Annotated in this window: 25 protein-coding genes; 15 read left to right on the forward strand and 10 right to left on the reverse strand. The window is 69.7% G+C overall.

Annotated elements, in window-relative coordinates; all coding sequences use genetic code 11:
- Nucleotides 1-47: 47 nt before the first annotated feature.
- Both ngcE and ACFYRH_RS34865 read right to left on the reverse strand, forming a co-directional pair.
- Nucleotides 48-1,391, reverse strand: coding sequence for an N-acetylglucosamine/diacetylchitobiose ABC transporter substrate-binding protein (gene ngcE, locus ACFYRH_RS34860; RefSeq protein ID WP_387784128.1), 1,344 nt, complete (start codon nucleotides 1,389-1,391; stop codon nucleotides 48-50).
- A gap of 40 nt (nucleotides 1,392-1,431) precedes the next feature.
- Nucleotides 1,432-2,217 carry a sugar isomerase domain-containing protein gene (locus ACFYRH_RS34865; protein WP_387784129.1) on the reverse strand — a complete coding sequence of 262 codons (786 nt, stop codon included), beginning with the start codon at nucleotides 2,215-2,217 and terminating at the stop codon, nucleotides 1,432-1,434.
- A gap of 212 nt (nucleotides 2,218-2,429) precedes the next feature.
- Between ACFYRH_RS34865 and ACFYRH_RS34870 the strand changes: the two genes are divergently transcribed.
- Nucleotides 2,430-3,410 carry an N-acetylglucosamine kinase gene (locus ACFYRH_RS34870; protein ID WP_387784131.1) on the forward strand — a complete coding sequence of 327 codons (981 nt, stop codon included), beginning with the start codon at nucleotides 2,430-2,432 and terminating at the stop codon, nucleotides 3,408-3,410.
- Nucleotides 3,411-3,638: 228 nt separating this feature from the next.
- On the opposite strand, the gene ACFYRH_RS34875 is transcribed toward ACFYRH_RS34870, so the two are convergent.
- The gene (locus tag ACFYRH_RS34875; protein WP_387784133.1) at nucleotides 3,639-4,022 is read right to left on the reverse strand and encodes a YciI family protein; all 384 of its coding nucleotides are present in this window, start codon (nucleotides 4,020-4,022) and stop codon (nucleotides 3,639-3,641) included.
- 144 nt (nucleotides 4,023-4,166) lie between these two features.
- Between ACFYRH_RS34875 and ACFYRH_RS34880 the strand changes: the two genes are divergently transcribed.
- Genes ACFYRH_RS34880 through ACFYRH_RS34890 form a run of 3 tightly spaced genes read left to right on the forward strand, consistent with a single transcriptional unit; the run spans nucleotide 4,167 to nucleotide 7,323 of the window.
- The gene (locus tag ACFYRH_RS34880) at nucleotides 4,167-5,417 is read left to right on the forward strand and encodes a protein kinase (RefSeq protein WP_387784134.1); all 1,251 of its coding nucleotides are present in this window, start codon (nucleotides 4,167-4,169) and stop codon (nucleotides 5,415-5,417) included.
- A gap of 51 nt (nucleotides 5,418-5,468) precedes the next feature.
- Nucleotides 5,469-6,059 (forward strand): ArsR/SmtB family transcription factor, encoded by a 591-nt coding sequence (locus ACFYRH_RS34885; RefSeq protein ID WP_387784135.1) that lies wholly within the window; start codon nucleotides 5,469-5,471, stop codon nucleotides 6,057-6,059.
- Between the two features lie 4 nt (nucleotides 6,060-6,063).
- Complete coding sequence (locus ACFYRH_RS34890) at nucleotides 6,064-7,323, forward strand: MFS transporter (RefSeq protein ID WP_387784137.1); 1,260 nt, start codon at nucleotides 6,064-6,066, stop codon at nucleotides 7,321-7,323.
- Here the strand turns inward: ACFYRH_RS34890 and ACFYRH_RS34895 are convergent.
- A complete protein-coding gene (locus ACFYRH_RS34895) occupies nucleotides 7,268-8,596 on the reverse strand; it encodes a hemolysin family protein (protein ID WP_387784139.1) in 1,329 nt (442 codons plus the stop codon). The genes ACFYRH_RS34890 and ACFYRH_RS34895 overlap by 56 nt on opposite strands.
- 167 nt (nucleotides 8,597-8,763) lie before the next feature.
- Between ACFYRH_RS34895 and galT the strand changes: the two genes are divergently transcribed.
- Nucleotides 8,764-9,810: a galactose-1-phosphate uridylyltransferase gene (gene galT / locus ACFYRH_RS34900; RefSeq protein WP_387784141.1), complete on the forward strand. Its 1,047-nt coding sequence runs from the start codon at nucleotides 8,764-8,766 to the stop codon at nucleotides 9,808-9,810.
- Nucleotides 9,807-10,937 (forward strand): galactokinase, encoded by a 1,131-nt coding sequence (galK, locus tag ACFYRH_RS34905; RefSeq protein WP_387784142.1) that lies wholly within the window; start codon nucleotides 9,807-9,809, stop codon nucleotides 10,935-10,937. Before galT ends, galK begins: the two co-directional genes overlap by 4 nt.
- Before the next feature lie 3 nt (nucleotides 10,938-10,940).
- Here the strand turns inward: galK and ACFYRH_RS34910 are convergent, their stop codons facing one another.
- On the reverse strand, nucleotides 10,941-11,753 hold the full coding sequence (locus ACFYRH_RS34910) for a DeoR/GlpR family DNA-binding transcription regulator (protein WP_387784144.1): 813 nt from the start codon (nucleotides 11,751-11,753) through the stop codon (nucleotides 10,941-10,943).
- 78 nt (nucleotides 11,754-11,831) lie between these two features.
- On the opposite strand from ACFYRH_RS34910, the gene ACFYRH_RS34915 reads away from it, so the two are divergent.
- From ACFYRH_RS34915 to ACFYRH_RS34930, 4 genes are all read left to right on the forward strand, one after another.
- Nucleotides 11,832-12,950: a GNAT family N-acetyltransferase gene (locus tag ACFYRH_RS34915; protein ID WP_387784146.1), complete on the forward strand. Its 1,119-nt coding sequence runs from the start codon at nucleotides 11,832-11,834 to the stop codon at nucleotides 12,948-12,950.
- Between the two features lie 146 nt (nucleotides 12,951-13,096).
- The gene (locus ACFYRH_RS34920; protein WP_387784148.1) at nucleotides 13,097-13,759 is read left to right on the forward strand and encodes a GNAT family N-acetyltransferase; all 663 of its coding nucleotides are present in this window, start codon (nucleotides 13,097-13,099) and stop codon (nucleotides 13,757-13,759) included.
- 95 nt (nucleotides 13,760-13,854) lie between these two features.
- A complete protein-coding gene (locus tag ACFYRH_RS34925; RefSeq protein ID WP_387784149.1) occupies nucleotides 13,855-14,685 on the forward strand; it encodes a CAP domain-containing protein in 831 nt (276 codons plus the stop codon).
- Between the two features lie 310 nt (nucleotides 14,686-14,995).
- On the forward strand, nucleotides 14,996-15,856 hold the full coding sequence (locus ACFYRH_RS34930; protein WP_387784151.1) for a CAP domain-containing protein: 861 nt from the start codon (nucleotides 14,996-14,998) through the stop codon (nucleotides 15,854-15,856).
- 384 nt (nucleotides 15,857-16,240) lie between these two features.
- Here the strand turns inward: ACFYRH_RS34930 and ACFYRH_RS34935 are convergent, their stop codons facing one another.
- Complete coding sequence (locus ACFYRH_RS34935; RefSeq protein WP_387784153.1) at nucleotides 16,241-16,372, reverse strand: hypothetical protein; 132 nt, start codon at nucleotides 16,370-16,372, stop codon at nucleotides 16,241-16,243.
- 1,150 nt (nucleotides 16,373-17,522) lie between these two features.
- Between ACFYRH_RS34935 and ACFYRH_RS34940 the strand changes: the two genes are divergently transcribed.
- Both ACFYRH_RS34940 and ACFYRH_RS34945 read left to right on the forward strand, forming a co-directional pair.
- Nucleotides 17,523-18,311 (forward strand): hypothetical protein, encoded by a 789-nt coding sequence (locus ACFYRH_RS34940; RefSeq protein WP_387784155.1) that lies wholly within the window; start codon nucleotides 17,523-17,525, stop codon nucleotides 18,309-18,311.
- Nucleotides 18,312-18,386: 75 nt separating this feature from the next.
- Nucleotides 18,387-18,647, forward strand: a complete 261-nt coding sequence (locus ACFYRH_RS34945; protein WP_387784157.1) for a hypothetical protein — start codon at nucleotides 18,387-18,389, stop codon at nucleotides 18,645-18,647.
- Here the strand turns inward: ACFYRH_RS34945 and ACFYRH_RS34950 are convergent.
- Nucleotides 18,623-19,576, reverse strand: coding sequence for a GlxA family transcriptional regulator (locus ACFYRH_RS34950; RefSeq protein WP_387784159.1), 954 nt, complete (start codon nucleotides 19,574-19,576; stop codon nucleotides 18,623-18,625). The two genes, ACFYRH_RS34945 and ACFYRH_RS34950, sit on opposite strands and share 25 nt — an antisense overlap.
- 82 nt (nucleotides 19,577-19,658) lie before the next feature.
- On the opposite strand from ACFYRH_RS34950, the gene ACFYRH_RS34955 reads away from it, so the two are divergent.
- Nucleotides 19,659-20,417, forward strand: a complete 759-nt coding sequence (locus tag ACFYRH_RS34955) for an MBL fold metallo-hydrolase (RefSeq protein ID WP_387784160.1) — start codon at nucleotides 19,659-19,661, stop codon at nucleotides 20,415-20,417.
- Nucleotides 20,418-20,608: 191 nt separating this feature from the next.
- Here the strand turns inward: ACFYRH_RS34955 and ACFYRH_RS34960 are convergent, their stop codons facing one another.
- The gene (locus tag ACFYRH_RS34960) at nucleotides 20,609-21,457 is read right to left on the reverse strand and encodes an MOSC domain-containing protein (RefSeq protein WP_387784162.1); all 849 of its coding nucleotides are present in this window, start codon (nucleotides 21,455-21,457) and stop codon (nucleotides 20,609-20,611) included.
- Between the two features lie 58 nt (nucleotides 21,458-21,515).
- On the opposite strand from ACFYRH_RS34960, the gene ACFYRH_RS34965 reads away from it, so the two are divergent.
- Nucleotides 21,516-22,034: a helix-turn-helix domain-containing protein gene (locus ACFYRH_RS34965; RefSeq protein WP_387784164.1), complete on the forward strand. Its 519-nt coding sequence runs from the start codon at nucleotides 21,516-21,518 to the stop codon at nucleotides 22,032-22,034.
- Here ACFYRH_RS34965 and ACFYRH_RS34970 read toward each other — a convergent pair.
- A complete protein-coding gene (locus ACFYRH_RS34970; protein WP_387784166.1) occupies nucleotides 21,997-22,812 on the reverse strand; it encodes a spermidine synthase in 816 nt (271 codons plus the stop codon). The genes ACFYRH_RS34965 and ACFYRH_RS34970 overlap by 38 nt on opposite strands.
- 16 nt (nucleotides 22,813-22,828) lie before the next feature.
- A complete protein-coding gene (locus ACFYRH_RS34975; protein ID WP_387784168.1) occupies nucleotides 22,829-23,926 on the reverse strand; it encodes a glycerophosphodiester phosphodiesterase in 1,098 nt (365 codons plus the stop codon).
- 167 nt (nucleotides 23,927-24,093) lie between these two features.
- Between ACFYRH_RS34975 and ACFYRH_RS34980 the strand changes: the two genes are divergently transcribed.
- Nucleotides 24,094-25,086, forward strand: a complete 993-nt coding sequence (locus ACFYRH_RS34980) for a malate dehydrogenase (protein WP_387784170.1) — start codon at nucleotides 24,094-24,096, stop codon at nucleotides 25,084-25,086.
- The last annotated feature ends 20 nt before the right edge of the window (nucleotides 25,087-25,106 follow it).

The following is a 25,106-nucleotide window of genomic DNA, read 5'->3' on the forward strand; positions in this document are numbered from 1 at the left end:
GAGACCTCACAGGGTTCGAGTTAGGTTGCCCTAACCTAACCCAGGTCTCAGTCCCGGTGGTACTTCGTCACCTCGGCGTCCTGCTTGAGCTTGTCGGCCGCGGCCTGGATGCGGGCGGTCCACTCGGACTGCTGCAGGCCACCGGCCATGAACTGGGCCGTCGTCGTGGCCGCCGTGGTCGCGAAGGCGGGGTACCAGGTGTCGAAGTACCAGGTGATGACCTGATCGCCGGCGGCCGTCAGCAGGTCGCGGGCCGAGCGGAGCGCCGTACTCATCTCCAGCCCGTCGGCCGCACCGCGCACGATCGTCAGCTGGCTGGACTCCGAGCTGACCTGCGCCGCGACATCCGCGGACAGCAGCGCTCGCAGGTACTCGAGCCCGCCGGCCTTGTTCTTCGCCTTCTCCGGCACCAGGAACGGCGCGGTGGCAGCGACATGCAGGCCACTGGCAAGCGCCGGCGAGCTGTCCAGCGCCGGTACGGCGAACATGGTCAGCCCGAACCCTTCCGGGACCAGGCCCTTCATCTCGTTCTCGAGCCAGTTCCCGCACGGCAGCATCCCGGCCTTCGAGGCGAGGAAGCGCTTCTGTGAACCGATGTGGTCGTACTGCGCGGTGCCGGGCGCGAGCAGGCCGCGCTTGGTCAGCTCGCCGACCGCGGTGATCGCCCGGGTGACGCTCTCGTCCTTCCAGGCACCGTCGTCGAGGTTGTCGATCCGCTTCACCACATCCGGTCCGCCGGTCTTGGCGGCCAGCGTGAGCACCAGTTCGAGCAGGTAGTACGGGTGGGTGCCGGCGTAGATGAACGGTCCGAGACCGGCGGCCTTCATGTCGGTGCCGAGCGCCAGCAGGTCCGGCCAGCTGCGCGGGACCTCCCAGTTGTTGCGCTGGAACAGGCCGGCCGAGTACCAGAGCCCGTAGACGGTCGCGATGTAGTTCAGGCTGCGCTGCGTCCCGTCGTACCGGCCGACGTCGAGCAGGCCGGCCAGCAGTTGGTCCTTGACCTTGGCGTTCTGGTTGTCCCAGGACGGGGCGTCGAGCAACTGTTGCAGGTCGGCCAGTGCGCCGTCCTTGACCAGCCGGCCGAGTTCGAGCGCGTTGTCACCGGTACTGAGCGCCACGTCGGGCGGGCTGCCCGCGGCGAACCGCGGCAGCAGCTCGTCGGACAGTTGCTGCGTCACCTTGGGCGTGACGACGGCGCTCGTGTACTTCTTCCGGTACGCCGACGCGGCGAACCCGCCGTACTCCTCGCTGACCACCACGTCGAGCGGCGCGTTCCCGCCGACGGTGAACGGGTTCTCCGGTGACACGGGCGGGGCGGCCGGGGCGCCGGAGCATCCGCTCACGACCGCACCGGCCAGCGCCGCTTGCAGTAACGTCCGCCGTTTCAGCACCACGGCAGGCTAGTACTTACGGGGTACTTCAGGGGTTACTTCAGGCGGTACGCCGGATGCGACCGGCGTACAGCGCCTCCAGGGCGTGGTTGTGCTCGTCGCCGCCCGGGATGTTCGCGGACAGGTACACGGGCGGGGTCTCGCCGGCCTCGGTCATCCGGCGCAGCACCTCGGCGACCAGCATCTGGGCGATCAGCGCGGCGGTGATCGAGGAGACCGCGCACACCTTCCCGCCGCCAGGCAGGTCGAGCACGGAATCGCCGTACGGCGCCAAGTTGTCGAGCACCACGTCGGCGAAGTCGATGAGCTTCTTGCCGGACGGGTGCCGCGACTCCATCCCACCCGTGTGCTGCAGCGACGTGATCGCGATCAGTGGGTGGCCCTTCTCCTTCACGACGCTCGCCAACTCGACGATCGAGCCGTTCACACCGGAGTTGGAGGCGATGATGAACAGATCACCCTCGCGGGCCGCGGACAGCTCGTAGAGCTTGCGGGAGTACTGCGGGTCGCGCTCGAGCTCGGCGCTGCGCAACAGCTCCGGCGGCTCGCCACCGAGCAGGACCAGGTCGCGCAACGCGATCCGGTTGCTGGCGATCAGCCCACCGGCGCGGCCGGCGATCTCCATCGCGAGCGCCTCGGAGTGGCCGGAGCCGAAGGCCTGGATGACACCGTTCGCGCGCAGCGAGGCGACCATCAGGTCCGCAGCCTGCTGGACCGGTCCGTCGATCTGCTCGGTGACCGCCGACAGGATCGGCATCAGCGTCTGGACGTAGGCCTGGGCGCTCACGCCGCCCGTGGTGCTCTCCCCCGTAGTACTGCTGGCCATCAGCGGGCCCACCCCTCGGCTAATCTGCACGCTTCGACACTCCTCGTGCCGACAACTGCGCAAGTTTGCGGTTTGCTGGACAGAACTTTTCTCAACTGGCAGCTTAAGTCAAGGCTGCTCATCCGTGGGATCTCCCTCGCTCGGGACCGTTGCGTGACCTTGTTCTATCGTGCTTGTTATTAGGCTCTTTTGAGCAGTTTGGAGCATCGCGTATGTCGGTCGACCCTCTGGTGCTCGGCGGAGACCTGGGCGGCACCTCCACCCGGATCGTGATCGCGGACTCCCAGGGCAACGTAGTCGGTCGCGGAGCTGCCGCGGGCGGAAACCCGACCAGTCACCCCGCAAGCGCGGCGGCCAACTTCGGTCAGGCGCTTCACGCGGCCCTCACCGGGCTGGACCCGAGCGGCGTCCGGGCGGGCGTCGTCGGCATGGCCGGCGGAGTCGCCCTCGGCCGTCCTGACGTGGCCGCCCAGTTCGAGGCCGCCTGGACCGGCGCCGGTCTCACGGTGCCGCCGGAGTACATCGGCGACCTGGAGGTCGCCTTCGCCTCAGGTACGCCGGAACCGGACGGCACCGTGCTGATCGCGGGCACCGGCAGCAACGCCGGACTCGTGCGCAACCACCAACTGCTACGCACCGCCGGCGGCCACGGCTGGCTGCTGGGTGACGACGGATCGGGCTTCTGGTTCGGCCGGGAAGCGGTGCGCAGCGTGCTGCAAGCACTCGACCTGCGCGAGCCACTCGGGCTCCTCGGGCAGGCCGTCGTCCACGCGCTCCTGCCCGACCGGGACGAGAACGCGACCGGGCTGCGGGAAGGGTACGACGCGTTGCGCGACGATCTCGTGAGGACGGTGAACAGCCGCCCGCCGGTGCTGCTCGCTGAGCTGGCGCCGACCGTGATGGCGGCGTACGCCCAGAACGACGAGACTGCGCAGGCCCTGGTGAACCGCGCAGCCGAGTTGCTCACGGAGACGGTCGCGCGGCTGAAAACGACCTCGGACAAGGGCCCGATGGTGCTGGCGGGCAGTGTCGCCGGGGAGTCGTCCCCCGTCGGCCGGCTGATCCGCCGGCACTTCGCCGGCGAGGTCCGCACCGCCAAGGACGGCGTGGGTGGCGCCACCTGGCTGGCCCTGGGCACCCTCGACCCAGCCCTGGCCACCACCCAGAACCACACCCGCCTCGTCGAGCACTAACCCCACACCACCCGCGACGGGGGCTGCGCTCAAGCGCGCGGCTGTTGCGACCGGCAACAGGACCGCGAAACCGCGCGGACCTGCCCTCACCAGAACTGGTGGCCGGAGACAGGATGGCGTGGGTGGGGACCTGAAATAGCAGGTCTCCACCCACCGGTTCCTGTCTCAGGCCCCGAGTTCGCGCGTTGCGTGGGTGGGGGTGGGTGGGTGGGTGGGTGTGGACCGGAGCTAGTCGGGGGTCGCCACTGGGCGGACTTCTACGGCGTAGAAAGCGGCTTCGGGGATGGTGGCGGCGATCTCCTCGGCCCGCTCGGGGGTCTCCACGTCGATGAGGAAGACGCCGGCGAGTTGTTCTTTGGCTTCGGAGTACGGGCCGTCGGTGGTGGCGCGGACGCCTTCCCGGACCCGGACGACCCGGGTTTTCGCGGGCGGGTCGAGGGGCAGCGCGGTGATGAGTTCACCGGAGTTGTCGAGGTCTTTCAGGAGATTCTCGAGTTGGGCGGTGAGCGCCTCGCGGGCCTTCTTCGGCAGCGCCTTGCCCGCTTCGGTGTGCAGGAACGACGGGTGGCCCCAGGTGATCGGGTTGCTGTGGATCATCAGCAGGTACTTCATGACCGGTTGTCCTTTCGCCGAACGGCTGACTGGATCTTCGCAGCAGAGGTCGGCGCCGCCCGGCGGGACTCGACATTTCGATCCTGACTCAACATCGCAATCACTGAATCGTCAGCGACCAACGGGGGTACTGGTCTCCGTGTGATGCTTGCGGGGCGGTATCGCACCACGGAGATCCTCGGCCATGGCGGGATGGGCGAGGTCTATCACGGGTACGACGAACTCCTCGGCCGATCGGTGGCGGTGAAGCTGCTGCGGCCCGATCTTCGCGATCCCTTCGCGGCGGCACGGTTCCAGCGGGAGGCCCGGGCCGCGGCGGTCGTGAAACACCCTCATGTCGTCGCGGTCTACGACTTCGGCCACTCCAACGGCGAGTACTACCTGGTCATGGAACTGGTCGAGGGGCGCAGCGTCACCCACGAACTCGCACTGCACGGCCCGCTCTCCCCGGAGCGGGCCGTCGGCATCGTCCGGGAGGCGGCCGCCGGCCTGGACGCCGCGCACCGGCACGACATCGTGCACCGCGACATCAAGCCGGACAACCTGCTGATCGACGTCGACGGTTCGGTGAAGGTGGCCGACTTCGGCATCGCCCGCTCGCCGGGCAGTTCGACACTGACCACCACGGAGTCCGGGACGATCCTCGGCACCAGCTATTACCTGGCGCCCGAGCGGGCCCTTGGACGGTCGGCAACGCCGGCGTCGGACGTGTACGCGCTGGGTTGCGTGCTCTACCAGCTGCTCGTCGGGCGCCCGCCGTTCGAGGGCGACGACCCGACCACGATCCTCTACCAGCACGTCGAGGTGGAGCCGGCGGTTCCCGCGGATCTCCCGGCGCCGGTCCGGGATCTGCTCCGTACGCTCCTGGCCAAGGACCCGAACGACCGGCCGACTGCCGCTGAGCTCGCCGCCTGGACCTTCTCCGACCGACCGGCGGGGCGGGCCACTGGGCTCACCCCGGCGCGACGCTCGATCCGGCGCCGGCTCCTCGCCGTACTGGCTGGGCTGCTCGTCGCCGGCGCGGCCGTCACGGCCGGAGTGTTCATCGACCAGGCCGGCAACACCCCGCTGATCCCGCCGGAGGTCCTCCGGATCCACCAGCCGCCGCACTCGGCGCCGCCATCTCGTGTGACGAGCCCCCCGACCCACCCGGTCGCCACCCCGACAGCGACCCCAACGGCCACCCCGAAAGCAACCTCGAAGGCCACCCCGAAAGCCGCCCCGAAAGCCGCCCCGACTGCCGGCGTCACGAAGCCTGCGACTTCCGGCCGGACGACCGCTCCGCACGTCCCCTCGGCCAAGCCACCCCGGGTAACACCCCACCCCAGCAGGACCAGCCCCGCCCTCGCTCCGGCGCCCACCGCCGGGGATCAGGGCCAGAACAACCAGGACTGACATTCCAAGCAACAGCTTGACATTGGATCCGCCGTACCCGATATTCCAAGCATGTCTTTGGAGAAGGATCCGCGGCGGTCGCGGCTGCTGAACGATCCGCTGGCGATTCGCGCGATGGCGCACCCGGTGCGGCTCGACCTGCAGTCGCTGCTCGGGCGGGAGGGGCCGATGACCGCGGCCGACGCGGCGCGGCGGCTCGGGATCAGTCAGGCGCTGGCGTCCCACCACCTGCGGCAGCTGGCGAAGTACGACTTCGTCGAGCCGGCGCCGGGGAAGGACAACCGCGAGCGGCCGTGGCGGTTGGTGTCGACGTCGCAGTCCTGGCGGGACGCCGCCGCGACGCCGGAGGGTGCCGCGGCGGCCGACGTCCTCGAGCAGTTGCTCGCGGAGCGGGCGCTCGACTCGCTGAGCCGGTGGCAGCAGCAGCGGCCGAACGAAGGCGTCGAGTGGCGCGACAACACCGGCATCGGCCAGAGCGGTTTCTACCTGACGGCCGACGAACTGACCGAGCTCGTCACCGAGATCGACGCGTTGCTGCAGCGGTGGATCGACGAGCGACCGATCGACGACAAGTCCACGCGACCGCCCGGAAGCCGGTACGTCGCCGTGACCCAGATCGTCACTGTGAGCCCTGAGGAGTAGGCAGATGAAGGACTTGTGGGGCGTCCTCGCACGGCAGCGTGACTACCGCCTGATGCTCAGCGCCGGCCTGATCTCGCTGATCGGCGACTGGCTGCTGCGGACCGGTCTCGCGTTCCAGGTATACGTACTGACCGGATCGACGCTGGCTTCGGGCGGGTTGCTGCTGGCATCCTTCCTCCCGGCCGTCGTCCTGGGCTCACTGGCCGGCGTCTTCGTCGACCGGTGGAACCAGCGGACCACGATGATCGTGACCAACGTGCTCAACGCGCTGGTGCTGATCCCCCTGGCCTTCGTCCACGACGCGAACATGATCTGGATCGTGTACGGCGTCGTCCTCGCGCAAAGCTGTCTGCAACAGTTCTTCACCCCCGCCGAACAGTCGCTGGTCCCCGTGCTCGTGAACCCCGAGCAACTCGTGACGGCGAACGCGCTGAACAGTCAGATCCGCGACCTCGCCCGGCTGATCGGCGCCGCGCTCGGTGGTGTCCTGGCAGCCGCGGGCGGTCTGACGCTGCTGGCGTTCGGAGACGCCGCGACGTTCTTGATCGCCGTGGTCCTGGTCACCGCGATGCGGCACCGGCGACAGCAGCCGGCCACGGACGAGGAGTCCACCGGCGGGGCGATCAAGCGCCTGAAGCAGGAATGGACCGAGGGCCTGCGGTTGTGTGTCGCCAGTCCGGCGATGCGGTTGTTCTTCGTGTTCTGCCTGGTCACCGGCGTCGGCGAGGGGATCATGAGCACGCTCTTCGCACCGTTCGTCAGCGCCGAGATCGGCGGCGACGGGAAGGTCTACGGCCTGATCGTGTCCTCACAGGCGGTCGGCGGGATCGTCGGCGGCCTGGTCGCCGCCGCGATCGGCTCCCGCTGGCCGGCCGCGACGCTGTGGGGTATCGGCGCCTTCGCCTTCGGCCTGATCGACACCACGCTGTTCCTCTACCCGCTGGTGTCGAGCAGCGTGGTCCCGGCCTTCGTCTGCATGATCGTCGTCGGCCTGCCCGGCGCCCTGACCGTCGCCGGGATGATGACGGTCTTCCAGAACCTCACCGTCGACGGCACCCGCGGGCGGATCTTCGGGGCGGTCGGCGCCGCCGAGAGCGTCGCGGTGCTGATCGGCATCGCCGTGGCCGGGCTCCTCGGCGACGCCGTCGGCATCATCCCGGTCCTGGTCGTCCAGGGCCTCGGGTACGTCATCGGTGGGCTGGTCGTGTTCAGTCGGCGGCAGGTGCTGACGCGTCGGCCGGAGGCGGCTCCGCTCCCGGCGTGACCAGGTGCAGCCGAACCCGGGCGACCCGGCGGCCGTCCATCTCGGTGACGGTCAGGGTGTGCGCGTCGAGCGGTACCTCGTCGCCGATCGACGGGACCTTCCCGAGGCTGGCGGCGAGGAACCCACCGACCGTCTCGTAAGGCCCGTCGGGGAGCTCGATCGTGGTCGCGTCGGCGAAGTCGTCCAGGTTCAGCAGACCGTCGACCTCGATGTCGCCGCTGCGCAACCGCGTGGTCTCGGCCGGCTCCTCGTCGTACTCGTCCTTGATGTCGCCGATCAGTTCCTCGACCAGGTCCTCGAGCGTGACGATGCCGGCGGTGCCGCCGTACTCGTCGAGCACGATCGCGAGGTGCGTACTGCGGCGGCGCATCTCGGTCAGCGTCGGCAGCAGTTTCGCGGTGTCCGGCAGCATCAGGACCTCGCGCGCGAGGTCGCCGACCCGCACCGAGCGGGTCGCGACGGCCGGGTCGAACAGGTCCCGGACGTGCACGAACCCGACGATGTCGTCGGCGGAACCGTTCATCACCGGGTACCGCGAGTGCGGCCGCTCGGCCGCGAACTTGACCGCTTTGTACGCCGGCATCTCGGCGTCCACGAAGTCCACCTCGGTGCGCGGCAGCATCAGCTCGCGGAGCTGCCGGCTGCCGGCCTCGAAGACGTCGTCGACGATCTTGCGCTCTTCCTCACCGAGCGACTCGTGCGCCGAGACCAGGTCCCGGAGTTCCTCGTCGGTCATCACCTCGCGGTTCGCGTTCGGGTCGCCGCCGAGGGCGCGCACGACCACGTCGGTCGACTTGGAGAGCAGCCAGATGACCGGCCGGGCCGCGGAGGCGATCCGGTCGACCAGCGGCCCGAGGCCGAGCGCGAACGTCTCGGCCCGCTGCAGTGCGAGCCGCTTGGCCGCGAGCTCGCCGAGCACGATCGAGACGTAGGAGATGCAGATGGTGATCAGCACCAGCGCGACGGTGTTCGCCACCGACTCGGGCAGGCCGAGGTTGCGCAGGTGTGGTGAGAGGGCATCGGCCAGGGTCGCGCCACCGAAGGCGGCGGACAGGAAGCCCATCAGGGTCACGCCGATCTGCACGGCGGACAGGAACCGGTTCGGGTTGGCGGCGACCTTGGCGACGATGGCGCCGCGTTTGCCGCGGTGCGACAGCGCCTTCAGCTGGCTCTCCCGCAGGGACACGAGGGCCATTTCGGCGGCGGCGAAGACACCGCCGATCAACACGAAGACCAGAATCAGAACGATGTTCAGCAGCAGGGAGTCGTTCATGGGTGGGTTTTCCTAGCGCCCTCTCGTCAGACCACGAGAGGGCGGGCGTTGGGCGTAGTCGTCCATCTACCAAGCCTAGCGGGCACTCGGGCCGCCGTGCGTGTTCGAGTTTGTTGGTTTACGATGATTCCTGGCCGGACGCGTCGTACGGCCGGGAGGGTCACACGATGAACACACCGCGTGGTGTACGCCGTACCGACACCAAACTGTCGGACGGCCGCGAGCTGATCTACTACGACCCGGCCGACTCGCCGGCCCGGGTGCCGCTCGAGGACACCCGCGGGCTCCCCGCCCCGCAGCCGCAGGTCGAACTGCGCACCGACCCGCTGACCGGTGACGTGATCACCTACGCCACGCATCGCAACACCCGGACCTACCTGCCGCCGGCCGACCAGTGCCCGCTGTGCCCGAGCAAGCCGGGCAACCCGACCGAGATCCCGGACCACGACTACAACGTCGCCGTGTTCGAGAACCGGTTCCCGTCCTTCGCCGGCCCGGGCCGGACCGAAGTGGTCTGCTTCACCAGCGACCACAACCGCTCGTTCACCAACCTGTCCCAGGGCCAGGCCCGGCTGGTCGTCGACACCTGGGCCGACCGGGCCGCCGAGCTCGGCGCCCGCGACGACGTCGAACTGGTCTTCCCGTTCGAGAACCGCGGCCGTGAGATCGGCGTCACGCTCAGCCACCCGCACGGCCAGATCTACGCCTACCCGTTCGTCCCGCCGCGGATGCGGACCCTGCTCGCGCAGGCCCGCAAGCACCAGGAGGTTGCCGGCAGCAACCTGTTCGCCGACGTCCTGGCCGCCGAGCGCAAGGAGGGCACCCGGGTCGTCGCGGAGAACGGCAACTGGACCGCGTTCGTGCCGGAGGCCGCCCGCTGGCCGGTCGAGGTGCACCTGTACCCGCACCGCCAGGTGTTCGGCATCGACGAGCTGTCGGTCGGCGAGCGCGACGACTTCGCCGAGCTGTACCTCGACGTCCTCAGCCGCCTCGACGGCCTGTACGGCGAGCCGCTGCCCTACATCGCCGCCTGGCACCAGGCGCCGGTCCGGATCGACCGCGAGCTCGGCTACCTGCACCTGGAGCTGTTGTCGATCCGGCGGGCCAAGGACAAGATCAAGTACCTGGCCGGTTCCGAGTCCGGCATGGGCGCGTTCATCAGTGACACCCGGCCCGAGGACGTGGCCGAGACCCTGCGGAAGGTTGGTTCGTGAGCTCCTTCGAAAAAGTCTTCGGTACGACGCCGGACGGCACGTGGCGCGCACCGGGACGGGTCAACCTGATCGGCGAACACACCGACTACAACGACGGCCTGGTGCTCCCGATCGCGCTGCCGAACCGGATCCAGATCACCGCGTCGAAGCGCGACGACGGCAAGATCGCGGTCGCGTCCAGCGGGCACCAGGGTGTCGTCGAGTTCGCGATCGACGAGCTGGCTCCCGGCTCGGTCGGCGACTGGGCGGCGTACCCGGCCGGTGCCGCGTGGATCCTGCGCGAGACCGGCTACCCGATCGGCGGGGCGAACCTGCTGGTTGACTCCGACCTCCCGTCCGGTGCCGGCCTGTCGTCGTCCGCGGCCCTGCTGTGCGCGACGTTCGTGGCGCTGCTCGGCCTGCGCGACCTCGAGGTCGACCCGGCCGAGGTGGCCCGGCTCGCCCAGCGCGCCGAGAACCAGTACGTCGGTGCGCCGGTCGGCCTGATGGACCAGATGGCATCGATGTGCTGCACCTCGGGCCACGCACTGTTCTTCGACATCCGCGCGATGTCCACCGACCAGATCCCGTTCGACCCGCCGGCCGACGACCTCACGCTGCTGGTCGTCGACGTGAAGGCACCGCACCGGCACGTCGACGGTGAGTACGCCGCGCGCCGGAAGAGCTGCGAGCAGGCAGCGGCCGAGCTCGGCGTACCGGCTCTGCGGTCGATCGCTTTCGGCGAGCTGGACGACGCGCTGGCGCGGTTGTCGGACGACGTCGTACGGCGCCGGGTGCGGCACGTGGTGACCGAGATCCGCCGGGTCGAGGACGCGGTCGCGTTGATGCGAGCGGGCAAGCTGCGCGAGGTCGGCCCGCTGTTCACCGCGTCGCACGCCTCGCTGCGCGACGACTTCGAGATCACCGTGCCGGAGCTGGACGTTGCCGTCGACACCGCTCTCGCGGCGGGTGCGCTGGGGGCACGGATGACCGGTGGCGGGTTCGGCGGCTGCATCATCGCGCTGGTCGAGGCGACCGCGGCCGAATCGGTCCTGGCCGCAATCGAGAAGGCGTTCGCCGAGAACGGCTTCAACGCCCCGGCCTCGCTCGCCGCGACGCCGTCGGCCGGCGCCTCGCGCGTCAGCTGACGTTCAGGACGCGATCACCAGTTCACAGCCGGTGTCGCGCATCGCCTTGCGGGCGGCGGTCGACAGACCGTTGTCGGTGACGATCACGTCCAGGTCCGTCCAGTTCGCGAACGTACTCAGGCCGACGGTCCCCCACTTGGTGTGATCCGCGACCACGACGATCTCGCGGCTGGCGGCGATGAACGACCGGTTGGTCTCGGCCTCCATGAGGTTCGGCGTACTCAATCCGTGCTCGGCGTCGACACCGTGCGCCCCGAGGAACAACAGGTCGAGGTGCAACGACGCCAGCGCCGCGGTCGCGATCGGGCCGACCAGCGCGTCCGACGGCGTCCGGATGCCACCGATCAGTACGACGGTGCGGTCCGAGCGGCCGTTGCCGTGGAACACGTCCGCGATCCGCGCCGAGTTCGTGACGACTGTCAAGTTCTCCACCCGCAAGAGCTGCCGGGCCAGCGCGTACGTCGTCGTACCGGCGCCGATGCCGATCGCGCTGTCCGGCTGGACGCGGGTCGCGGCCTCGGCGGCGATCGCTTGTTTGGCGGCGGATTCCTGCGTCAGCTTGGCGTCGAACCCCGGCTCGTGCGCACTGCGCAGACCGACCGAGGTCGCGCCGCCGTGCACCTTGTGCAGCAGGCCGCTGGAGTCCAGGGCGTCGAGGTCGCGGCGGATCGTCATGTCCGAGACGCCGAACCGGTCGACGAGTTCGGCGACCGTGACCGCGCCCCGACTGTTGACCTCGGCAACGATCGTGGCCTGCCGCTGGGCGGCCAGCTGACCCCCGCGGCCGCGGGGCGGCTCTGCTCCGGCTGCGTTCACCTTCACAGCCTAATGTCGAAAAGTCTCGCTGTCAGGGAAATCCGTTGCCCAACCGCTGGCTGCGCGTCACCCTGAAGCATGCGATTCCCCGAAGACGTCCCGGTGCTGACCGACGGTGTGGTGACGCTGCGTGCCCACACGGCCGCGGATGTCGAGCCGGCCTTCCGGATGTGCCAGGACCCGGTGATGCAGCAGTGGACCACCATCCCGGTGCCGTACCTGCGCGAGCACGCCGTGAACTTCCTCACCGAGGTGATCCCGAACGGCTGGCGCGCGAACACCCTGTGGGCCTGGGCGATCGAGTACGACGGCCGGTACGCCGGCACCATCGACCTCGGGGACGGCGAAGGTGGCGTCGGCGAGGTCGGGTTCGCGGTGACACCGGATGTCCGAGGCAACGGTGTGATGACCCGTGCGCTCAAGCTGGCGGTGCGGTACGCCTTCGACGAGCTCAACTGGAAGCGGGTGATCTGGCGGGCGTTCGTCGGCAATTGGGCGAGCCGCCGGGTGGCGTGGAAAGCCGGCTTCCGCGGGCTGGTGACGATCCCGGGTGGCGGGCGGGCGCGCGGCGTACGCAAGGACGAATGGGTCGCGTCGGTCGGCCGTGACGACGAACTCGAACCGCAGGGCAACTGGTGGAGTGTGACCGAGCTCGAGGGTCGCGGGATTCGCCTGCGAGCGTTGCGGGAGTCGGACGCGCACCGAGTGATGGAGGCGTGTAATGACGAGCGGACGCAGTACTGGCTGGCCGGTCTGCCGTCGCCGTACTCGCTCGAGGACGCGGAGGGGTTCATCAAGGGCCGGCTGCAGATGCTCGCCGACGGCGTGGGCGTCTCCTGGGCGATCGCCGACGCGGCGACCGACGAGCTGCTCGGGAACGTCAGCATCTTCGACCTGAACCACCGGATCGATCCGACGATGGGCGAGATCGGGTACTGGGCGCACCCGGACGCCCGCGGCCGCAAGGTGATAACGACCGCCGTCGAACTGGTGATCGCGCACGCGTTCACGCCGATCGCGGACGGAGGACTCGGGCGCCGGCGACTGGTGCTGATGGCCGCCGCGGGCAACAGTGCGTCCGCGCACGTTGCCGAGGCCAACGGCTTCACGCGGGTCGGTCACGAGCGCCTCGCCGCACCGCTGCGGGACAGCGCGTACGACGACCTCCTCGTCTTCGACCGGTTGATCGGCGACTGACTGATCAGCGACCGCGTCGAGGGGTTGCGGTGAGGCTGCTCCGAGGGGTAACGGTGACCCGCTGTTGACGGCGGAATACGGCCAGTTGGTGACAAACGACACCCGCCCCCCTCGCCGTGGCGGGATCGGGCTGCTTGAATCGACGGGTGAGAGATCGTGAGGAACTCGTCCGCCGTTGGCAGGCCGGGTGGTCCGTCTCGCGGGGCTGGACCACGGTTGAGGACGACAACGACGGCATCCTGATCGTTCGGGCGGGTGAGGAGAACCGGCCGACCGAATACGTCGTACTGGATGCCGACGACAAACCCGAACGGGTGGAACGTGCCGCCCAGTTCGCCCTCCAGGACGGCGGTGGGCGGGGCGCGGGCTGGATCACGCTGGCTACCGACGACAAGGAGGCGCGAATCGAGCAACTGGAGGATCTCGGCCTCGAGGTCCAGCAGGACCAGGACTGGCTGATGACGATCCAACTGTCGGAGCAGCCGGCCCTGAAGCTGCACGAGCGGTACGCGTTGCACACCGAACTCGAGGACGACCTGATCATCACCCGGGCGACGTTGCACGGCGGCGTGGTGTCGAGCGGCCGAATGGCCGTCGTCGGCCCGGACGCGGTCGCGGACCGGATCGAGACCGACCCGGCACACCGCCGGCGCGGACTCGGCAGCGCGGTGATGGCGTCGCTGGTCGAGGCGGCCGCCGCGAAGGGCGCCAAACGCGGCATCCTGATCGCGTCGATCGACGGCCTGCGGCTGTACCGGAGCCTGGGCTGGAAGGTGATCGCGGACATCGTGATCGCCCGGTCGCGGTGACGCGGTCGTTTCAAACGACTGGGATAGTCAAAGGTTCGTGAAGTGCGGATTTTCGCAGGAGTGGGCAATCGCCGCCCTGGGCAAGGCTGCAGATCATGACGAACCACAGACGGCCATCGGTGAGTGGTGTCGCCGGGCCCCTCATCGCTTCGCTGTCGGCTCTTGTACTGCTCGCCGGTGTCGGATGGTTCGTCCTGCGGCAGACCGGTGACAGCAAGGTGACCAGCCAGGAGACGCCGGTCACCTCGGTCGCGCCCGTCGACGACGACACGTCGCCCACTCCCTCGATCAGCCCGACGAGCCCGTCGTACACACCACGTCGTACGACGCCTGCGCCGACGCCCACGCGGCCGACGACGAAGAGCGTGACGCCGAAGCCGACCCGGTCGACGACCGCGCCGAGCCGCGCCAGCACGCGGACACCGTCACCCACGCCCGGCACGACGTCGAAATCCACCCCGAAGCCGAGCCACACCGCGACACCGACACCGACACCGAAGAAGACCAAGACCACCAAGCCGAGCAGCGGATCCGGCCCCGCTGAGGCACAGGTACTCGACCTCACCAACGCCGAGCGTGCGAAGGCCGGCTGTGGGCCATTGCGGACGAACAGCGCGCTGACCAAGGCCGCCGAGGCGCACGCCGCCGACATGGTCGACCTGCACTACTTCGCGCACGACAGCCTCGACGGCCGCAACCCGTTCGACCGGATGAAGGCCGCCGGTTTCAAGGGCGGCGCGATGGCCGAGAACATCGCCGTCGGCTACACCAGTGCGGCAGCCGTGGTGGAAGGGTGGATGAACAGTGCGGGACACCGCGCGAACATCCTGAACTGCTCGTACACGATGATCGGCATCGGCTACGACAGCGGTCAGGTGAAGCCCGACTGGGGCAACGGGAGCTGGGTGCAGGACTTCGGCGGCTGACCACTCACTCAATCGTTTTCTTCAGGAATTGTTAAGAGAACTCACGCCTCTGTAACGATGACCTCGCGCGTCGGTTAAGGTCGCTGTTCGGTGACCAGGGGGGACCTGGCTGTGTTGGCTGTACCACGGGGAACGACGCGCTCACTCGGTACGAAGAAGACGAAGAGGATTCGCCCATCCCATGACGGATTCGCCTACCCCCCGGCGGCACCGCGGCAGTAGACGAGCTCCCCGCAGGAGCCGTGGCCTGGTCGGCCCGATCGTCAGCGCACTCTCGGTCCTGCTCGCCATCGGTCCGGTGGTCTGGCTGATGTCCCGCGACACCTCCCGGGCCGACGACTCCGCCAAGGTGCTGAACGTCTCCGAGAACACCCGCGTCGACGCTGGTTCGGCGGTCGAGGGTACGACGGCCGGTACGCCGCTGATCACTGTGACCAAGACCCTGCCGAACGGCCGCACCACCACCGCGGTCGTCGGTACGCCGGCTCTCGGAGCGGGCGTCCCCTCGGCCTCCACGTCCCTCGCGCCGAGCACCTCGGGAACGCCGAGCGACACACCGAGCAGCTCGCTCACCACGCCGACCGCACCGACCGTCGGCGTGACCACCGTGACGGTGACGCCGACCGCGACGCGACGTACGGGATCCGGCAACGACAAGCCGAAGCCGACCCGGACGCCGTCGACCAGCAAGACCCCGTCGAACACGCCGACCAAGACCCGGACGACAGACACGCCGCAGGACACCCCGGAACCGCCGACCGGTGGGGGCGGGACGAACGCGCAGGAGCGGCAGGTCCTCGACTACACCAACCAGATCCGTCAGCAGCAGGGCTGTGGCCCGCTCCGGCTGGACAGTGCACTCGTCGAGGCGGCCGGGAAACACGCGTCGGACATGGTCCGGCGGCACTACATGGACCACACCAACCCCGATGGTGAGGACCCGGGCGAACGGATGGCGGACGCCGGGTACCGGGGGTCGAGCTGGGGCGAGAACATCGCGGCCGGCTACGACTCCGCACAGAAGGTGGTCGCGGCCTGGATGCAGAGCGACGGCCACCGGAAGAACATCCTGAACTGCCGGTTCACCTCGATCGGCATCGGGTACGACCCCGGCCAGGTGCGGTCCGACTACGGACCGGGCAGCTGGGTCCAGGACTTCGGCCGGAGCTGAACGGGTGCTTCGTGGTGAACTCACTTCGAGGCACCGGACGTGAGGTCCGCTGCCGGCGCGCTGTTGTCATTGTGCCGAACACACCGAGTGTGGACGGGATGTTGTCCCAGAGCCACAATGTCCGGCCGATTCACGGCCGGTCGCCGCGGGTAGATCCGATCGTGTCCTACCGCCGGACGTTCCTGGGGGGCGCCGGCCGGACGGTTGATGAGGCACGTCCTGGGAAGGGAACAACGACATAATGTCCGAGTCCGGTAACGGCCGGTACAAACCCCGCCGGAAGGCGACCCGGGCCGCGTCCCGCTCGTCGCGCTCCGGCAACCGGTCCACCCCGCCCGCGGAAACCACCCCGCCCGCGCCCGCAGCGCCGCCCGAACCGCCCCGCTACGCACCGCGCTCCAGCGACGAGTCGCCGTACTGGGCGAACCCGCAGAACTCCGGTACGTCCAGCGAGTCGCCGTTCTGGGCCGGCAGTAACCAGTCGCGCCCTGCCACCCCGCAGTACGCGCCGCGCACCGCGCTGCCCAGCTACACGGCCCCCGAGTACGCGACGCCCGACACCGGCCGCACGCCCGAAGACTCCGGTCTCTCGAGCCGCCGCGCCGGTACGCCGTCGTGGGTCGAGCAGTCCATCGCGGGCGACCCCGAACCCCCGTCCCGCGCCCGCCGCGCGGCCCGGCGCCCCGAAACCCCCGCCCCCCAAGGCCTCGGCGAAACCGCCGGCACCTGGTCCACCCGCCGAGCCGCCGACGACTGGGCCTCCCTAGGCCCCACCCCGACCCAGGGCGCGAACGCATCGAACGGTTCGCTGGGTTCGAACGGTTCGGCTGGTTCCAACGGATCGAACGGTTTGACCGGCTCAGGTGCCGGGACCGCCGCTGCGGGCTTCGCGGGAACCTCGGCTACGGCTGCTTCAGCAGCAGACGACCTGGCAGCAGCCGCCCGCGGTTCATCCGCCCGCCGCGCCTCCACAGCTCCCCTCGACAGCCCCAGCACCGCAACCCCCGGCTACAGCACAGCCCCCCAAGCCGCCCCCACCACAGACAGCACCAGCTACAGCACCACCTACAGCACCGACCACCGCGACGCAGCCAGCGCGTCCGGCGCCCTCGGCACAAACCGCCTGGCCGGCACCGACCGCGCCACCACAGGAACCGACCGCATGGACGGCGCCGGCTACGGCTCGCGCACCGCGGGAAGCGAGCGCGCTGACGCCGGGCTCGGCTCAGAGCGCCTTGGTGGCGCCGGGCTCGGCTCAGAGCGCCTTGGTGGCGCCGGACTCGGCTCAGAGCGCCTTGGTGGCGCCGGACTCGGCTCAGAGCGCCTTGGCGGCGCCGGACTCGGCTCAGAGCGCCTTGGTGGCGCCGGACTCGGCTCGGAGCGCCTTGGTGGCTCCGGGCTCGGGTCGGAGCCGCTTGGTGGGGAGCGGTTGGATCGGGCCGGCGCTGCGGCGGGGGCCGCAGGGCTGGCTGGGCGCGGGGCTTCTGGGCCGGGAAGGTCTGGGTCCCGTGGGTCTGGGGCCGGTGGGTCTGGGGCCGGTGGGTCCGGGCCTGGTGGGTCCGGGCCTGGGAGTTCTGGAGCTGGCGGGTCTGGGCCGGGGCGGCGGGCTGCGGCTCGGTCGGCGGCGGCTGGGCGGTCTGCTCGGGGGCGGCGGGCGGTGATTGCGGTGGCTTCGGTGTTGCTGGTGATCACGCCGATCTCGTGGATCCTGCTGCACCAGCCGCAGAACGACGACGCCGACGCATCGGTGCCGATCGTGACGCGGACCGACGACACCTACATCACCCCGTCGACGAAGGCCGCCGTCTCGACCCCGACAACGCGGCCGACCATCCCGCCCACGGCGACCCCGACCGCCACACCGACAACCACCCCGACCGCGACCCCCACCGACACCCCGACGGGCACACCGACCGACTCGGCCTCTCCCACCACGGTCCCGAGCCGCACCCCCAGCACCACCGAACCATCGTCGACCCCAACGTCGGAGCGCTCCACAGTCGCACCCACCACCCCGGGCCGCACCGTCAACTCCCCCAAGCCGACCCCGACGAAGACCACCACCACGCCCCCGCCTCCCGTCGACGGCGGCATGCGGGGCACCGAGCAGCAGTTGTTCGACATGATCGACGACGCCAGGGTGAACAACGGTTGTGCCCGCTTGAAGCAGGACCCGAGCCTCACCACCGGGGCAAGGTCGACGGCCGGCAGTCGCGCAGCCTCAGGCGACAACCTGAACAGCGGCTCCGGGTCGCAGGCGGGGGCCGGCGGCGACAACATGACCGTGCAGCAGGCCTACAACCAGATCATGAAGAAGCAGCAGAGCACGGTGCTGAACTGCGGCCTCACCACCCTCGGTGTCGGTGTGGGTTCAGCGGATCACAACACCGGCCTGCTGTGTCCACTGTTCTGCAGCACCGCGGCGCGCAACGCGTGGGTGGCGAACTTCTCGTAGTTCGTGCGGCTCTCTTGCTGAGGGTTGGTGCGACCATGGTTTGACGACCTGGTCCACCAACCTGCGGGAGGCTGGATGTTTTCCGAGCGTGATGACGTGGATCGGGCCGGGCCGGCGCATTTCGGGATTCATCCGGAGGCGTTCGCGGAGGAGCGGCCGGATCCGCGGCCCGAGGAGGCCAAGCGGATGGGGTTGAGCCGGCACACCGAAGAGGGTGCCGTGCTGTACTTCGCTTCCTCGCTCGACCGCGGCAAGCCGGGTCACCGGATGATGGCCTGGATCCTGCTCGTCACGTTCGCGGCGCCGGTGATCTACATCCTGCTCGTGCTGCTGTAGAACTCCTGCCGATGGCGCTGCGGCGTCGTCCCGAGCAGCGTGTGGAAATGGTGCCGCAGCGCGTCGCTGCTGCCGAACCCGCTCTCGTCCGCCACCCGCTCGACCGACAGATCCGTTGTCTCCAACAACAACCGCGCCCGGTCCAGCCGCTGCCGCAGCAACCACGCCTGCCCCGAGCTCCCGGTCCGCGCCCGGAACTGCCGGGTGAACGTACGCCGGGACAACGCCACCGCCCCCGCCCACTCGTCGAGTGACACCGGCTGGTCGAGCCGCGCGCGGGCCCACACCATCGCCTTCTCGATCACGTCGTCGCTCGGGTCCGGCGGCACCGGCACCGGGATGTACTGCGCCTGCGACCCGCTGCGATGCGGCGCCACCACGATGTCGCGGGCAACCTTCTCGGCCATCTCGACCCCGTGATGCGTCCGGACGAGGTGCAGGCAGCAGTCCAGCGAGGCCGCCGTACCGGCGGAGGTGATGACGTCGCCCTGATCGGACCACAGCACGTCGGCCCGGACCGTCAGCGACGGGTACCGCGACCGCAGCTCGTCGGCGAACCGCCAGTGCGTCACGACCTCCCGCCCTTCCGCGATCCCGCTCTCCGCGACCAGGAACGCCCCGATGCACAACCCGACGACGGTCGCGCCGCGCGCGTGCGCCCGCCGGATCGTGTCCAGCAGTACGCCGGACGCGACGAGTTCCGGCTCCCAGCTCGGGAGGACGACGACGTCGGCCCGGTCCATCGCCTCGAGTCCGTGGTCGACCGTGATCCCGAAGCCGGAGTTCGTCGGCAGCGATCCCGGTTCCTCCGCGCAAACGATGACGTCGTACCGCTCGGGGAGCCCGCGGCGTTCGCCGAGCACGAGGCACGGGACCGAGAGGTGGAACGGCGACATCCCGCCGTACGCGAAAACCGCCACTGTGCGCATGACAACAGTATGGCCCGATCTTCGGTAACTATGGCTCCCGGGCCAATGGCCGGGCCGCTCGGCAGGACGGAGGATCGTGGTCATGAAGATCACCCACATCGGCGGCCCGACCGCCGTCCTGACCCTCGGCGGCCTGACGTTCCTGGTCGACCCCGCCTTCGACGAGCCCCGCGACTACCAGCTCCCGGGCCGGGTGATGACCAAGCTGATCGGCCCGGCGATCCCGGCCGCGGAGCTCGGTCCGATCGACGTCGCGCTGGTGTCGCACGACGAGCACAAGGACAACCTCGACGACGCCGGACGGGCGTTGCTGCCGTCAATCCCGACGGTGCTGTCGACCGAGGGTGCCGCGGTGCGCATCCCCGGCGTCCGCGGGCTCGAGAACTGGGAGTCGGTCGAGCTGCCGCGGCCGGACGGCGGCGTGATCACGGTGACCGGCGTACCGGCGCTGCACGGGCCGGCGGGGGCTGAGGCGGTCGTCGGGTTCGTGACCGGGTTCGTCCTGGAGGGCGAGGGGCTGCCGACGGTCTACGTGTCCGGGGACAACGCGTCGCTCGGTCTGGTGAAGGAGATCGCCGACCGGTTCCCGTCAATCGACGTCGCGGTGCTGTTCGCGGGTGCGGCGCGGACCGGTCTGCTCGACAACGCGAACCTCACGCTCACCTCGACGGACGCGGTCGAGGCCGCCCGCATCCTCGACCCGGCGACCATCGTCCCGGTGCACACCGAGGGCTGGACGCACTTCTCCGAAGGCCCCGACCAGCTGATGACCGCCTTCCGCGACGCCGGCCTGGAGAACCGCGTCAACCTACTCACCCTCGGCGTCCCCACCGACATCTGATTGAGCAGTCACGGCCAAGGCGGTCTCGGGTGTGAGGCCAGACACCTCCCGGAAGGGTTCAGGCGGGCGGCCAGCCCCCGTTTCGGGGGTCAACCACTGCCGTTGCCGCTTCCCCGCTTGCGTGCGGACGGGGAAGGGACAATACGCGGGGTGAACCCCTCAGTTCCGGATCGCGGCTCAGCGACGGGGCACTAGTGCGCGGGATCGGTGCCGTCCGGGATCCATTCCCGGACGGCGATCTCGTCGCCGACCCGAACGGTGCCGGGGGCAAGCACCGCGGCCTTGACACCGAAGCTGACCCCGCCGCCGTACGCGGGCTCCCGCCGGTACGTCGCCAGCGTCCGCGTCGGCTCCGGCCCGGACTTCACGCCGCTCGCCTGATCGACGGTCGGGACCGCGCAGCGGATCCCGCGCGCGGAGTACCCGATCTCGACCGCGCCGGCGGTCATTCGCAGCACCTTGTCCTCGGTGTGCGGGTCCGGCCAGCCGGACACCACGAGGTTCGGCCGGAAGCGGTTCATCGGGATCGCCTCGCCGCCACGCTCGAGGATGCGCGCGTTCAGTCCGTCGAGTGACGACTGCGACGTGATCATCAGCGCGTGCGCGTCGCCGTACCCGGTGAGGCCGCGATGCGCACCCCAGCCGGGCCGGTCGTGCTCGGGGGTGACTCGGACCAGCGCGGCGGCTGTGCCGAGACGCTCGGTGAACCACGCGTCCGCGGCCGGGTCCTGCACCACGCCCTGCCCGAACCATTTCCCGAACAGGCTGACGTCGCGCCGCTTCCCGTCGTACCTGATCGCGATCTCGAGGTCCGGAGCGTCCGGGCCCGAGAGCCGGAGTACGTCGCCTTCCAGCGCGGCCCGCAGCGTCGCCATCGCGGGCAGCTTCCGCTGGCTGAGGAACGTCCCGTCCGGCTCGACCAGCATGAACAGCCGGTCGTTCAGCAGGCCGGTGGGACCGACCTCGGCGGACTCCACGGAGATCCCGGCGAGACCTTTCACCGGGTAGTAGGCCAGGGCGGCAACCTTCGCAACAGACACGATCGCAAGCCTAGCCGGACCTTGATCTGTTGAAACATGTTGAGTTATGTTTGAACACGTGGAGGATGTCGAAGGGTTCGCCGCCGCGCTGCGTCGGGTACGCCGCCATGCGGGCCTCAGCTACCGCCAACTCGCGGACCGGGCCCACTACTCGCACCCACACCTGATCCGTGCCGCGAACGGCAAGCAGCTCCCGACCTGGGACGTCGCCGCGGCATACCTCACCGGCTGCGGTGTCCCGAGTGACCTGCTGCCCGTGTGGCACCGGCGCTGGCAGGAGGCGAGCCGCGACCCGCGCGACATCGTCGGCCTGCTGGACGACGCCGAGACCCTCGAAGACCTCGGGGCCGCCGTCGCGGCCCTCGCCCGGCCGCACTCGCTCCGCACTCTCGAACAGCTGACCGGCATCCCCCGCGCCACGATCCAGGCCTGGCTCCAGGGCACCCGCCTCCCTGGACGCGACCGCCTGGATCACCTGGTCCGAACAGTCGGCGCGACACCGGCCGAGCGGTCAGCCGTCGCGCACGCCGTCGACCGGCTCAGCTCCGGAAGACTGCGGCCGGCGCCCGCGGCGTGACGAACCCCTCGGCATCGGTCAGCGGCACGGCCTTCCCCGCCAACTCGCCCAGCGGCATCACGTCGTACGGCGGTTGCGCCCGCCGGCCCGCGTCGGTGAGATCGGGGACCGGCTGCGGCGACGCCACCATGATGACGTTCCCGAATCCCTTGCCCCGCAGGATCTTCCGCTCCGCGAGCACGACGCCGGTGCCACCCGGGCCGATCGCGGCCGCTACCGTCGCGGCCGTCCGCCGGACGAACGGCAGGCCGGCCTTCCCGTCGATCAGGTTCGCGACGAGGACGCCAGTGGGTCGCAGGACGCGGGCGCACTCGGCGAAGAACTCGCTGGTCACCAGGTTCGCCGGGACCGCCTCGTGTTCGAAGGCGTCCAGGATCACCAGGTCCATCGAATCGTCGTACAGGTCGGTGATGCCGGCCCGGCCGGTGACCGGGCGGACCTTGATCCCGGACCGCTTCGGCAGCGGCAGCGCCTCCCGGACGAAGTCGGTCAGGTCCTCGTCGGGTTCGAGCACGATCTGCCGGGACCGCGGGCGGGTCGTCGCGACGTACCGCGGCAGGCTGAGCGCGGCGCCGCCGATGTGCGTGACCGCGACCGGCTGCCGCCGGGGCGCGACGGCGTCCACGACGTCGCCGATCCGGCGCATGTACTCGAAGGACAGGTGGGTGGGGTCCGCGAGGTCGACCTGCGACTGGGGAGTCCCGTCGACGCGCAGCACGAACGTGCCGTCGGCCTCCGCCTCCACACTCGCGAGCCCAGAGGCCGTTCTGCGTTCCACCCACCCATCATCCCAGCTACTTGGCCTGCTTCTCCTCCGCCACTGCTACATCCGTGTTGTCGGTGAAGAGCCCGTCGATCCCGGCCTTCCGGTACGCCGCGATCTCGCCGAACAGGTTCCCGGAGTCGTTCGGGTTCGTGGAGCTGTCGAACTCCGCCGGCAGGAAGGTGTTCTCGACCCGGAACGTGTACGGGTGCACCACCAGACCCGCCTTGTGCGCGTCGGCGACCAACGCGGTCGGCTGACCGAGCTTGCCCGTCGCATCCAGCGGAATCACCTGATCCTTGCTCGGCCCCACCCCGGCCGCGTACGTCGCCACCTCGCGCAGACCCGTAGCGCTGACGACATCGGCGTACGTGCGCTTGTCCCCAGACACCACGAAGTCGTACGGCGCCCCGGTCGCACTCGTCAGCTGCACCAGCGGCACCCGCAGCTCCTTGTGCAGCGCCTGCAGGTTCGACACCTCGAAGGACTGCACGAACACCTTGGCGTCCTTCTTGTTCAGCCCGTTGCGGTTCAGCGTCTTCACCAACTCCGGCTCGAGCGGCAGGCCCTGCTGCCGGAAGTACGTCGGGTGCTTGGTCTCGGGGTAGATGCCGATCGGGCGGCCGAGCTCCTTGGACAACCGCTTGCTGAGGTCGATCACTTCCTGGAACGTCGGGATCTGGTAATGCCCGTTGAAGATCGTGTTGTGCTGCCGGACCGCCGGGATCCGCTCCTTCGCCCGCAGGGTCTTCAGTTCGGCGAGCGTGAAGTCCTCGGTGAACCAGCCGGTGGTGGCGACCCCGTCGAGCAGCTTGGTCTTCTCGCGGTCCTTGAACTCCGGGTGGTCCGCGACGTCCGTCGTACCGCTGATCTCCGGTTCGTGGCGGGTGACCAGGACGTGGTCCTTGGTGGCGACCAGATCGGGCTCGATGAAGTCGGCGCCCATCCGGGCCGCCAGCTCGTACGACGCCAGTGTGTGCTCCGGGCGGTACCCGGACGCCCCCCGGTGGCCCACGATCACGAAGTCGTCGTGATGGCTCGTCGCGTCGACGGACTGCGGGACGAGGACCGAGGTGGCCACCGCGAGCGCCGAGACAGTCACCGGAATCAGCCGGCCGGTCAGCTTCATGGGTTCTCCTAACAGGTCAGGGACTGGCGCCAATCTCCGGTACTCCGGCGTACGCCACGTAGCCACTCGATGAACGATCGCGCCGAATGTGAGCAACCCAGCGTTGGACACGAGCGCGGGGCTTGCTAGCGTCCGAAGCACACAATCTGATGAGCTAGGAGCTGGTCGTGAGCACTACACCGGTGAAGGTGGCCGTTACCGGGGCCGCGGGGAATATCGGTTACAGCCTGCTGTTCCGGATCGCGAGCGGAGCCCTGCTCGGGCCGGACACGCCGGTGGAGCTGCGGCTGCTGGAGATCACCCCGGCGCTGAAGGCGCTCGAGGGTGTCGTGATGGAGCTCGACGACAGCGCGTTCCCGACGCTGGCCGGGGTCGAGATCGGCGACGACCCGAACGTGGTCTTCGACGGCGTCAACGTCGCGCTGCTGGTGGGTGCGCGGCCGCGGACGAAGGGCATGGAGCGCGGTGACCTGCTGGAGGCCAACGGCGCGATCTTCACCGGCCAGGGCAAGGCGCTGAACGACCACGCCGCCGACGACATCCGGATCACCGTCACCGGCAACCCGGCGAACACCAACGCGCTGATCGCGAAGAGCAACGCGCCGGACATCCCGGCCGAGCGGTTCTCGGCGCTGACCCGCCTGGACCACAACCGGGCGCTGGCGCAGCTGGCGAAGAAGGCCGGCGTGCACGTCACCGACCTGAAGAAGATGACGATCTGGGGCAACCACTCCGCGACCCAGTACCCGGACATCTTCCACGCCGAGGTGGCCGGCAAGAACGCCGCCGAGGTCGTCAACGACCAGGCCTGGCTGGAGAGCGACTTCCTGCCGACCGTGCAGAAGCGCGGCGCCGCGATCATCGAGGCCCGGGGCGCGTCCTCGGCCGCCTCCGCCGCGGCCGCCACCATCGACCACACCCGCGACTGGCTGCGCGGCACGGCCGACGGTGACTGGACGTCGATGGCGGTCGTCTCCGACGGTTCGTACGGCGTTGCCGAGGGCCTGATCTCGTCGTTCCCGGTGACCACCAAGGACGGCAACTGGGAGATCGTCCAGGGCCTGGACATCAACGAGTTCTCCCGCGGCAAGATCGACGCCTCGGTCGCCGAGCTCGGCGAGGAGCGCGACGCGGTGAAGGAGCTCGGCCTGATCGGCTGACCCCTGAACAACCAGCGGGC

The organism is Kribbella sp. NPDC004875 (assembly GCF_042873375.1).
GTDB lineage: Bacteria > Actinomycetota > Actinomycetes > Propionibacteriales > Kribbellaceae > Kribbella.